Origin of the sequence: Curtobacterium sp. MCPF17_003 (assembly GCF_003224385.1) — a bacterium.
GTDB lineage: Bacteria > Actinomycetota > Actinomycetes > Actinomycetales > Microbacteriaceae > Curtobacterium > Curtobacterium flaccumfaciens.
Genome location: NZ_QKLC01000010.1, coordinates 137,259 through 146,536, shown reverse-complemented (window position 1 = coordinate 146,536; position 9,278 = coordinate 137,259). Strand labels below are relative to the sequence as shown.

Genomic DNA, 9,278 nt, shown 5'->3' with positions numbered 1-9,278 from the left:
AGATGTGTATAAGAGACAGCACCGACACCGTCGCGAACGTCCTGCGCCCCGTCACCGGCACCGTGGAACGCGTCACCGACGCGCGCCCCGTGACCGCGGTCGTCGACACCGTCGACGACGTGGTCGGCAGCGTCCCGGTGGTCGGCACGGTCCTCGGCGACGACACCCTCGGCACCGTCACCGGCCCGGTCACGGGCCTGGTCGACGACACGCTCGGCTCGGTCGGCACGACCGTGGGCGCCGTCCCCGACGTGGTCGAGGGCGTCGTCCCCTCCGTCGGCGGCACCCTGCCAGGAGGCACGAGCCCCGTCGTCGACGTCCCCGCGCTCCCGGTGGGCGGCGGCTCGAACCCGTCCGCCGGGCCAGTCCCGTCGGTACCGGTCGCGAACGCACCCGTCCGGCCCGGAACCGTCCCCACTCAGGGGGCCTCGGCTCCCGCACGCGCCGTCGCCGCCGATGCCGTGGGCCACCGCTCAGCCGGGCTCCGCCCGTCGGCGCCGATCGCCGCGGCCGCGACGACGGCCACGGTCGGCCCGTTCGTCGCAGCCGTCGAGGCGCAGGACGCGACCCTCGGCGGGCACGCGCTGCTCGTCCCCGCGGACGGCGAGGGCCACGGGCTCCCGTTCGACGGAGCTGACGCCGGCGTGCTCGGTGGCAGCGCCTCCTCGGCCTCCGGCGGCGCAGCAGCCGTCGGCATCGTCGGCTCGACCGACGACATCGTCTCCCTCGCCGCGGGGTCTCGCGGCACGCTCTCCGACGACGCGGTCCCCGCATCCGTCGTCGGCGAGCACGACGTCGCCCCTGACTGAGATCGGTGCGCCTGTCCGCCACGGCAGGCACGCACACATCCCGGCTGCGTCCGCGGTCGGTGACGATCTCGATCAGGGAGTACGACCATGAACAAGTACGTCTCCAGAGGGCTCTGGTTCGCCCTCTTCGTCGGCGGGCTCACGCTCTGCGGCACGGCTGCGGCGAACGCAGCCACGACATCCGGTGCCGAAGGCACCGTCTCGGGCACCCAGGTGGCCCCTTCCGTGGACGCCCCGGTGTCCCTCGGCGGCAACGCCGTCGCCGTGCTCGGTGACGCAGTGTCGACGGCGACCGGGTCCACGCCCGCCGCTCCGGCTCCGGCCACGACCGCTCCTGCCCCCAGCACCTCGGGTGAGGACGGCACGCTCTCGGGCACCCAGGTGGTGCCGGACGTCGCGGCACCGGTGACGGTCGGCGGCAACGCGGTGGCCGTCGCCGGTGACGCGGTCTCGGCCGCCGTACCCGCGGCAGCTCCGACGCCTGCAGCCCCGGCTCCGGCTCCGACGCCTGCTGCTCCGGCTCCGGCTCCGGCGCCTGCCGCTCCTGCGGTTCCCGCTCCGAGCACCTCGGGCGAGGACGGCACCGGTTCCGGCACCCAGGTCGCCCCGACCGTGACCGTCCCCGTGACGGTGTCCGGCAACGGGATCGGCGTCCTCGGTGACGGCACCTCGACGTCGACCGCCCCGGCGGCGACCGCCCCGGTGCCGGCTGCCGAAGCCCCCTCGGCGCCCACCACCTCGGGCACCGACGGACTGCTCTCCGGCACCCAGGTGACCGGTCTGGTCGACGTCCCGGTCACGATCGGTGGCAACGGCATCGGCGTCCTCGGTGACGGGAGCGCGACGGGCACGGCGCCCGCCGCGGGCACGGGTACCGGTACTGCTCCGGCGGCCGGTGGTTCGACCTCGGGTTCGGGCGGCACGGCTTCGGGCACGCAGGTGTCCCCGGTGGTCTCGACCCCGGTCACGATCGGTGGCAACGGCATCGGCGTCCTCGGTGACGGGAGCGCGACGGGCACGGCGCCCGCCGCGGGCACGGGTACCGGTACTGCTCCGGCGGCCGGTGGTTCGACCTCGGGTTCGGGCGGCACGGCTTCGGGCACGCAGGTGTCCCCGGTGGTCTCGACCCCGGTCACGATCGGTGGCAACGGCATCGGCGTCCTCGGTGACGGGAGCGCGACGGGCACGGCGCCCGCCGCGGGCACGGGTACCGGTACCGCTCCGGCGGCCGGTGGTTCGACCTCGGGTTCGGACGGCACGGCTTCTGGCACGCAGGTGTCCCCGGTGATCTCGATCCCGGTCACGATCGGTGGCAACGGCATCGGCGTCCTCGGTGACGGGACGAGCACCGGCGGCACGACGGCTCCGGCCACCGGCACCACGACCCCGACGACCGGCGGTTCGACCTCCGGCGACGGCGGCCTGCTCTCCGGCACCCAGGTCACCCCGGTGATCAACCTGCCGATCACCATCGGCGGCAACGGGATCGGCATCGTCGGTGACGGCACCAGCACCACCCCGGGCACGGGCACCGGTACCGACCCCGGTACGGACCCGGGCACCGACCCGGGCACGGACCCCGGTACCAACCCCGGCACGGACCCCGGTACCGACCCGGGCACGGACCCCGGCACGGAGCCCGGTACCGTCCCCACCGACGGGACGGGCACCGACACCGGCACCACGCCCGGCACGGCGACCACCCCGGTGGACGTGGTCGGCGTCGTCGAGCCGACCCGGGCCTCCACGGCGGGTGTGGTGACCACCACGACCGCTGCCACCAGCGGGGTCCGGACGAGCGCCGGGACCGTCGCGGCAGCCGCCGCGGCCGGTGACGGCCAGCCGGAGCTCGCGTACACGGGAGCCGGCTCGCCGGTCCTGCCCGTCGGGTTCGCGCTCCTGCTGCTCCTCGCCGGAGCGGGCACGCTCGTGCTCCGTCGCCGGCACTGACCGACAGGTCGACGAGGGACGCCGCACCCGCGGCGCCCCTCGTCGTCACGCCGCCCGGGGAAGCACGCGTGTGCATGTCGCGACGGAACGCGGGTCGATCGACGCGTGCTTCGTCGGAAGATGCCCACGCATCGGATGTGCGTGCATGGTTCGACAGGACACCAGTCGATCGACGAGTGCTCTGTCGGAACATGCCGGTGCACCTGATGCGCACAAAGCGCCGACGGTGCGACGCCCCGTGACGGCCGGGGGAGCAGAACGACGCAGCCGTCAGCGGCCTGGGGTATCGTTCCGACTACGCAAGCGCTCCGGGGTCGGTGTAATTCCGAGCCGGTGGTGATAGTCCACGAACTGATGACGGGTGCGAATCCGACAGAGGTTGACCCGGTGGGATTCCGGGACCGACGGTGAAAGTCCGGATGGGAGGCGCGCTGGGCGGACAGGACGACCCCACGACCCGTGGTGTGCGACCCGTCCGTCGATGCCGACGATCGTCGAACGCCCCCGGAGTCCCGTTGAGAGGACACCAGTGTTCACCGGCATCATCGAGGAACTCGGCACCGTCACCGCCGTCGAGCAGCAGGGCGACTCCGTCGCGCTCACCGTCCACGGCCCCGTCGTCGTGCAGGACGCCCGGCACGGCGACTCGATCGCGACGAGCGGTGTCTGCCTGACCGTCGTCGAGCAGACCCCCGAGACCTTCACCGCCTTCGTCATGAAGCAGACCCTCGACATGAGCGCCCACGGCGCGCTCCGGGTGGGGGACCGCCTGAACCTCGAACGTGCCGCCTCGGTGGGCGACCGCCTCGGCGGGCACATCGTGCAGGGCCACATCGACGGCACCGCCACCGTGCTCGAGACGGCCGACGGTGACGGCTGGCGGCGCGTGCGGTTCTCGCTCGCGCCGGCGCTCAGCCCGCTCGTGGTCGACAAGGGCTCGATCGCGCTCGACGGCGTGTCGCTCACGGTCAGCGCGGTCTCGCCAGAGGACACCGCGCCCGACGCGGCCTGGTTCGAGGTGAGCCTGATCCCCGAGACGCTCGAGGCGACGACGCTGGGACTCCGCGTGCCGGGTGACCGGGTCAACGTCGAGACCGACGTCCTGGCACGGCACGTCCGCCGCATGCTGCGGCTCGACGCCGCGGCGCAGTCGCTCGAGACCGTCGGATCGGAGGCCCGGTGATGGTCGCCGAGGTCGGTGCCGTCCCGCAGGCACTCGGGTTGTCGAGCATCGAGACCGCGGTCGCGTCGGTCGCGGCCGGCCGCCCCGTGATCGTCGTCGACGACGAGGACCGTGAGAACGAGGGCGACGTCATCCTGTCCGCCGAGCTCGCCTCGCCGGAGTGGATCGCCTGGACCGTCGCGCACTCGTCGGGGTTCATCTGCGCGCCGGTCAGCACCGAGATCGCCGACGCCCTCGACCTGCCGCCGATGGTGGCGCACAACGAGGACGTCCGCGGCACGGCCTACACGGTCACGGTCGACGCGGCCGTCGGCGTGACCACGGGCATCAGCGCCCACGACCGCGCCCGCACGCTGCGGGTCCTCGCCGACCCGACCTCGGTGCGTGACGACCTGCACCGACCCGGACACGTGGTGCCCCTGCGTGCACGACCGGGCGGGGTCCGCGAGCGCGCCGGGCACACCGAAGCAGCGATCGAGCTCGTCACCGCGGCCGGTCTCCGGCCCGCTGCGGCGATCTGCGAGATCGTCGACGAGGACGGCAGCATGATGCGGCTGCCGGCACTCGTCGCACTCGGGGCACGCGAGGGCGTGCCCGTCATCACCATCGCCGCGCTCGCCGAGTGGCTGGACGCGGCAGACCGGGCGGCGGCAGCGACCGCAGCGCCCACGGAAGGAACGACACGATGAGCGGAGCAGGCGCGGCGGACCGCGACCAGGTCGACGGCACCGGGATCCGGGTGGCCATCATCGCCGGACAGTGGCACGACACCATCGCCGCGGGCCTGCTGGCCGGGGCGGAGCGTGAGGTCGAGCGCCTCGGGGCGACGGCCGACGTGATCCCCGTCCCCGGCAGCTTCGAGCTCCCCGTGGTCGCGAAGACCGCGCTCGAGGCCGGTTTCGACGCGGTGGTCGCGCTCGGCGTCATCATCCGCGGCGGCACCCCGCACTTCGAGTACGTGTCGGGCGCGGCGACGAGTGGCCTGACGCAGGTCGCGATCGACACCGGCAAGCCCGTCGGGTTCGGTGTGCTCACGCTGGACGACGAGCAGCAGGGGCTCGACCGCGCCGGGCTGCCCGACTCCAAGGAGGACAAGGGTGCCGAGGCCGCGCACGCGGCGATCAGCACCGCGGTGACGCTGCGGTCCCTGCGCGTCCTGGTCTGAGCCGCCGGACGCCCCACGCAGAACGGCCCCGCACCGGTGAGGTGCGGGGCCGTTCTGTCTGCACGGACCGGCGAGCGGCTGTGCTCGCTAGCCAGTAGCTGTGCTTGCTGCCTAACGCTTGCCGAACACGTGGATCGGCAGGAAGAAGGAGAGGCTCATCAGGAGCACGCCGGCCATGAAGACGAAGGCCTGGCCCGACTCGACCTGGAAGGCGAACCCGAACAGGTACATCGACACCAGCAGCAGCAGGATCGAGAAAACAGCGGCGATGACGCGGCCCACGGGATACCTCCGGGTGTCGACGAGTGGATCGTTCCCCAGTCTATCCCCAGCCGGGGGTGTGCCGGTTCACGCTCCCGGTCGCGTCGCGATCAGACGGTCGACGACGGTGAGCAGGGTCTCCATGTCGACGCTGCCCCGCTTCGGTCGCACCTCGCTCGCGGCACCGAGTGAGGCCTGGTGGTACAGCCCGTCGCCGAGGAGTTTGACGGCCTGCGCGGTCGGCTCGTCACCGAGGGCGTCGACGAGGGTCGCGAGCCAGGCGTTCTCGGTGTCGTCGAGGGTGCGTCCGGCCTCTTCGTAGCCGGCCTGCTGCAGGCGGCTCGCGGCGAGCAGGGCGAGGTCCAGCTCGCTGCCGACGAACAGGCAGTTGCGGACGAAGTAGCGCGCGGCGCCGTCCTCGGCCTCCTGCATGCGCTCGACGTCGATCGCGGACAGGTCCGACAGCCGTTCGCAGAGCCCCTCGACCAGGGCGGCCTTGGAGCCGAAGTGGTAGAGCAGGCCGCCCTTCGAGACACCGGCGCGCGCGGCGACGGCGTCGAGCGTGGCGGGACGCTCGCCTTCCTCGCACACGATGGCGACGAAGCTGTCGAGGACACGGTCGCGGGCACTGGCCATGCCGAGAGTCTAGGAGCAGTTCCGGGGGGCGCGGACGCCAGCTCCTCCGTGGTCGCCGTGAACGCTCACGAACCGCCGCAGGACCATTGCTCATCCCTCCCGCACCGGCTAGCGTCGAGCCGACCGTGAAGGTTCACGAGACGACAAGGATCCGCATGTCAGCGCAGACGGCGAACACCGCCACCACCCCGAGCTCGACCACCACCGACCGCCCCGGGTGGGCCGTCCTCGGCCCCGGCGGCATCGCCCGACGCTTCCTCTCGCAGCTGCCCGCCAGCGGGGGCGTCCTGGTCGCGGCCGGCAGTTCGTCCGCCGAGCGGGCGCAGGTCTTCGCCGACGAGGCCGCCGGGTTCGGGTTCGCCGACGTGACCGCCGGTACCTACGACGAGGTCCTCGCCGACCCGCGGGTGGACGCCGTCTACGTGTCGACCGTGCACACCGGGCACGCCCGACTCGTGCTCGCCGCACTCGAGGCCGGCAAGGCCGTCCTCTGCGAGAAGCCCCTCGCCGTCAACCACGGCACCGCGATGGCGCTCACCGACGCCGCACGCCGGTCCGGCCTGCCGCTCGTCGAGGCGTTCATGTACCGCTTCCACCCGCAGACCGCGGCGCTGCTCGACCTGGTCCGCGACGGCGTGATCGGCGACGTGACCCACGTCGACGCCTCGTTCGCCTTCCGGACGGGCGAGCGCACCGGTCGCCTGTTCGACGTCGACACCGCCGGCGGCGGGATCCTCGACGTCGGCGGGTACCCGGTGACGATGGCCGCGGCGATCGTGCAGGCCGCCACCGGGGTCGCCGTCGCCGAGCCGGCGGACCTCACCGCCACGGGCACGCTCGGGCCGACCGGGGTCGACGAGTGGACGGTCGCGCAGCTCGCCTACAAGGGCGGGATCACGGCGACGGTCCGGACCGGCGTCTTCGTGCAGGACGACAACGCCGTGTCGGTGTACGGCTCGCGCGGTCGCATCGCGCTCACCGACCCGTGGACCCTCGGCGAGGACCCCACCATCGAGATCCACACCGTCGACGAACCCCCTCGCTCGCTGTCGTTCGCGGGTGAGCACCCCTACGCCCGAGAAGCCGACGCCACCACCGACGCCCTGCGTGCCGGCGGGGTCGAAGCGGCGCGGATGACCATCGACGAGACCCTTGCCACCGCCCGCACGCTCGACAGGTGGCGCGCGGCGATCGGCCTGCGCTACCCCTTCGAGGCCGAGACCGCCGACATCCCGACGGTGTCCGGCCGACCGCTCACCGTGCAGGACGGCAACCCGATGCGCTTCGGCGAGGTGCCGGGCGTCGGCAAGCGGATGTCCCGCCTGGTGATGGGTGTCGACAACCAGCCCGACCTGGCCCACGCCAGCGCGATCTTCGACCTGTTCGTCGAGCAGGGCGGCAACGTGTTCGACACCGGGTACATCTACGGCGGCGGTGTGCTCGAGGGCCGGCTCGGCAGGTGGATCCAGAACCGGGGGATCCGCGAGGACGTGGTCGTCATCACGAAGGGCGCCCACACCCCGTACTGTGACCCGGAGTCGATCACCCGGCAGCTGCTCGAGAGCCTCGAGCGCCAGGGCACCGACTACGCGGACATCTACATGATGCACCGCGACAACCCCGACATCCCGGTGGGGGAGTTCGTCGACGTGCTCGACGAGCACCGCCGAGCCGGGCGCATCCGCGTGTACGGCGGCTCGAACTGGACCCCCGCGCGGTTCGACGAGGCGAACGCCTACGCACGGGCCAACGGCAAGCACGGGTTCGAGGTGCTCAGCAACCACTTCGGTCTCGCCGAGGCGTACGACGTGCCGTGGGACGGCTGCGAACACGCGACCGATGCGGCATCGAAGGCCTGGCTCGAGGAACGCCAGGTCCCGCTGCTGCCGTGGTCGTCGCAGGCCCGCGGGTTCTTCACCGGCCGCGCGACGCCCGAGGACACCAGCGACGCCGAACTCGTCCGCTGCTACTACTCGGACGACAACTTCGAGCGGCTCCGGCGTGCGCGCGAACTCGGCGAGCAGTTCGGCGTCCCTGCGACGGCGATCGCGCTGGCGTACGTGCTCAACCAGCCGTTCCCGACGTTCCCGCTCTTCGGACCCCGTACGATCGCGGAGGCCCGGTCGTCCATGACCGGCCTCTCCGTCGACCTCTCCCCGGAACAGGTGGCATGGCTGGACCTCCGCGCCTGACCCCGGGCGGCCGCGCGACGATCATCGACGTCGCCGCGGCCGCCGGGGTGTCCCGGCAGACCGTCACCCGCGCGATGAACGGCATGTCCGGCATCAGCGCGGCGACCAAGGACCGCGTGCTCCAGGCCGCGGCTGCGCTCGACTACCGTCCGTCACGGTTCGGCCGCGGGCTCGTCACGGGTGGCGACCACCAGCTCGGGCTCGTCGTCAACGACCTGCGGAACCCCTACGCACCGGCACTCGCATCCGCGGTGCTCGGCCTGGCCGCCGCCCGCGGGTGGAACGTCATGCTCGCCGACGTCGGGCTCGCGAGTGACTCGGACCGGATGGTCGAGTCCCTCGGCGCCCAGACCGACGTCGTGATCGGCTACCTCGGGTCCCGAGCGCCGGAGTGGATCGAACGGCTCGGCTCGGTCCCGGTCGTCGAGCTCGACCCCTCGGGGCCGGTGACCCGCGCCGCGGTCCGGATCGACCCGACCGCCGCGATCGAGGACCTCGCCGACCACCTCGTCGACGTCGGGGTGAAGCACCCCGTCGTGCTCGACGCCGCCGCCGACGGTGTGCCGAGCCAGCGCGGGGCGCACATGGTCGCGGCACTCCGGCGTCGCGGGTACCTGCCAGACCTCGTCATCGCGTCCGCGCCCACCGCCGAGGCCGGCGCCGGACAGACCGAGCGGATCCTCGCCGAGCACCGCCGGGTGGACGCGGTCCTGGCGTTCAACGACGTGCTGGCCCTCGGCGTGCTGTCGGCCTGCCGTCGTGCCGGCGTCGACGTCCCCGGTGACGTCCGCGTGGTCGGCGTCGACGGCCTGCCGCTCGGGACGCTCGTCGCGCCGACGCTCACCACGCTGGCCGTCGACCTCGACGAGGTCGCCGACCAGGCCCTCGACCTGGCGCTCGGCATGCTGGCGGGCGAGCTGCCGCGCTCGGGCGCAGCCGTCGAGCGCACGGTGCGACACCGGTTGCTGCTCCGCGAATCGGCGTAGGCCCGACAACGCGACCAGCGGATCGACGCAAGGCCCGTGGCGGGATCGACACGGGCCTCCCGGCCATCAGTTGCATTTGCAACCAAAACCGTCCGG

9 protein-coding genes and 1 riboswitch are annotated in these 9,278 nt (G+C 73.0%); of the genes, 7 read left to right on the top strand and 2 right to left on the bottom strand.

The genetic code is table 11. The features are described 5' to 3' along the window. The 5 genes from DEJ30_RS18210 to ribH form a co-directional block, all read left to right on the top strand. Window positions 1-809 (top strand): hypothetical protein (locus tag DEJ30_RS18210; protein ID WP_181420116.1); only part of this gene is annotated, 809 nt, incomplete at its 5' end. 87 nt (window positions 810-896) lie between these two features. Then, entirely contained in the window at window positions 897-2,759 is a 1,863-nt protein-coding gene (locus tag DEJ30_RS11785; protein WP_110861614.1) for a hypothetical protein, read from the top strand. A gap of 300 nt (window positions 2,760-3,059) precedes the next feature. Beyond that, window positions 3,060-3,194: riboswitch (FMN riboswitch) on the top strand. Window positions 3,195-3,288: 94 nt separating this feature from the next. Beyond that, entirely contained in the window at window positions 3,289-3,942 is a 654-nt protein-coding gene (locus DEJ30_RS11780; RefSeq protein ID WP_071247477.1) for a riboflavin synthase, read from the top strand. After that, complete coding sequence (ribB, locus tag DEJ30_RS11775; RefSeq protein ID WP_110861612.1) at window positions 3,942-4,631, top strand: 3,4-dihydroxy-2-butanone-4-phosphate synthase; 690 nt, start codon at window positions 3,942-3,944, stop codon at window positions 4,629-4,631. The genes DEJ30_RS11780 and ribB overlap by 1 nt, the downstream gene beginning before the upstream one ends. Further along, window positions 4,628-5,107, top strand: a complete 480-nt coding sequence (ribH, locus tag DEJ30_RS11770) for a 6,7-dimethyl-8-ribityllumazine synthase (RefSeq protein WP_110861610.1) — start codon at window positions 4,628-4,630, stop codon at window positions 5,105-5,107. Before ribB ends, ribH begins: the two co-directional genes overlap by 4 nt. 111 nt (window positions 5,108-5,218) lie before the next feature. Here ribH and DEJ30_RS18205 read toward each other — a convergent pair whose 3' ends face one another. Together DEJ30_RS18205 and DEJ30_RS11765 are read right to left on the bottom strand one after the other, a co-directional pair. Next, window positions 5,219-5,389: a hypothetical protein gene (locus DEJ30_RS18205; RefSeq protein ID WP_017888559.1), complete on the bottom strand. Its 171-nt coding sequence runs from the start codon at window positions 5,387-5,389 to the stop codon at window positions 5,219-5,221. A gap of 66 nt (window positions 5,390-5,455) precedes the next feature. Continuing rightward, complete coding sequence (locus DEJ30_RS11765; RefSeq protein WP_027466318.1) at window positions 5,456-6,004, bottom strand: TetR/AcrR family transcriptional regulator; 549 nt, start codon at window positions 6,002-6,004, stop codon at window positions 5,456-5,458. Between the two features lie 155 nt (window positions 6,005-6,159). On the opposite strand from DEJ30_RS11765, the gene DEJ30_RS11760 reads away from it, so the two are divergent. Together DEJ30_RS11760 and DEJ30_RS11755 are read left to right on the top strand one after the other, a co-directional pair. Then, window positions 6,160-8,196, top strand: a complete 2,037-nt coding sequence (locus DEJ30_RS11760; protein ID WP_110861608.1) for an aldo/keto reductase — start codon at window positions 6,160-6,162, stop codon at window positions 8,194-8,196. Further along, window positions 8,175-9,182, top strand: coding sequence for a LacI family DNA-binding transcriptional regulator (locus DEJ30_RS11755; RefSeq protein ID WP_110861606.1), 1,008 nt, complete (start codon window positions 8,175-8,177; stop codon window positions 9,180-9,182). The genes DEJ30_RS11760 and DEJ30_RS11755 overlap by 22 nt, the downstream gene beginning before the upstream one ends. Window positions 9,183-9,278 lie beyond the last annotated feature (96 nt).

Bases quoted from the DNA above. Each gene is read 5' to 3' on its own strand.
- DEJ30_RS11765 (WP_027466318.1), bottom strand. From the start codon at position 6,004: ATGGCCAGTGCCCGCGACCGTGTCCTCGACAGCTTCGTCGCCATCGTG.
- DEJ30_RS11760 (WP_110861608.1), top strand. From the start codon at position 6,160: ATGTCAGCGCAGACGGCGAACACCGCCACCACCCCGAGCTCGACCACC.
- ribH (WP_110861610.1), top strand. From the start codon at position 4,628: ATGAGCGGAGCAGGCGCGGCGGACCGCGACCAGGTCGACGGCACCGGG.
- DEJ30_RS11785 (WP_110861614.1), top strand. From the start codon at position 897: ATGAACAAGTACGTCTCCAGAGGGCTCTGGTTCGCCCTCTTCGTCGGC.
- ribB (WP_110861612.1), top strand. From the start codon at position 3,942: ATGGTCGCCGAGGTCGGTGCCGTCCCGCAGGCACTCGGGTTGTCGAGC.
- DEJ30_RS11755 (WP_110861606.1), top strand. From the start codon at position 8,175: ATGGCTGGACCTCCGCGCCTGACCCCGGGCGGCCGCGCGACGATCATC.